A 1134-nucleotide genomic window follows, 5' to 3' on the forward strand; every position below is an offset into this window, starting at 1 on the left:
CCCGCCACGGTCGACCCCGGCCGCCCCCGAGGCCAGCCGTCCTCGTGCGCCGTGACCCAGCTCAGGTCAGAGCTGCCGAGGCTTTTTCCGATGTCGGCGACTTTGACGACCATCCCTTCGAAGCCGGCCGGACCGAACCGCCGAGGTTCCTCCTCATCGGAAATCTCAGCCAGGTGGCGAAACTCCGCGGCGGGCACCACCTCACACCCCGGGAACACGACTGTGTCTTCGCGTGCCTCATGGGGCTCATTCATCCGGATATCGAGCCGATCCACGGCGCCTGGATTGACTTCCCGACAAGAAGGGGTGGACGGACGCGCTCGCCGGGTCTACGAGGTCACCGACTCGGGCAGCCGGCGCTGGCCGGGGAGCGTGCCCGCTCGCCGAATTGGCCTCCGAGATCCTCGGCCACCGGGAGGAGTCACCGCCAGCAAGTTCCCCGCATTGGCGCAGCGACTCGGCACCGGCGGTGCAGGGCTACTGGCCCGCGTTGCGGGCCAGGTCGATGGCGTACTGGTTCACGAACGTGCCCGCCGGCGGGTCGCCCTTGTCGCAGGTCCCGTCGGATTCGCCGGGACGCTTGATCCACAGGTAGGCGTCGGCGTGCGCGCCGCCGGTGGCCGCGGTAGGCGGCGTGCCCAGCGCCCGGCCGCCGGGGTTGCACCAGTTCAGCTTGGAGTCGGGCGCCGGTCCCGCGCCATTGCGCGAGGTGTCGATCACGTAGTGCGAACCGTTCGTGAGTCCCGAAATCGCCTCACCGTAGCCGATTTCGTCCGCGGTGGTGAAGAAGTTCGCAGTGTTGAGGCTGAAGCCCCGCGCGTGCCCGACGCCGGCCTGGTTGAGCCGGGCGGCCATGTCCTCGGCGCTGTGCCAGCGCAGGTGGCCACCGTCCACGTAGACGGCCGTGCCCGGATTGCGGCCCAGCGTGTCGACGGCGTAGTGGATCAGGTCGTAGCGCTCTTGGCGCTGATCCGCCGACAGGCAGTCGGCCATGGCAAGCGCATCCGGCTCGACGATGATCGCGGTGCGCGACGCGCCCACGTCGGAGGCGATGCCGTCGATCCAGGCGCGGTAGGCGTCGGCCGTCGCGAAGCCCCCCGCGGCGAAGCTGCCGCAGTCGCGGTGCGGGATTCC

At 70.1% G+C, this 1134-nt stretch carries 1 protein-coding gene and 1 pseudogene; both read right to left on the reverse strand.

Annotated features, from left to right (window positions below; translation table 11 throughout):
* Nucleotides 1-260, reverse strand: a pseudogene (locus AC2VON_RS13880) (hypothetical protein); the annotation flags it as partial.
* A 217-nt stretch (nucleotides 261-477) separates the two neighbouring features.
* The coding region (locus AC2VON_RS13885) for a glycoside hydrolase family 6 protein (RefSeq protein WP_486953494.1) at nucleotides 478-1134 on the reverse strand (657 nt) is incomplete at its 5' end.

The organism is Mycobacterium sp. TH-M82, from assembly GCF_057473605.1.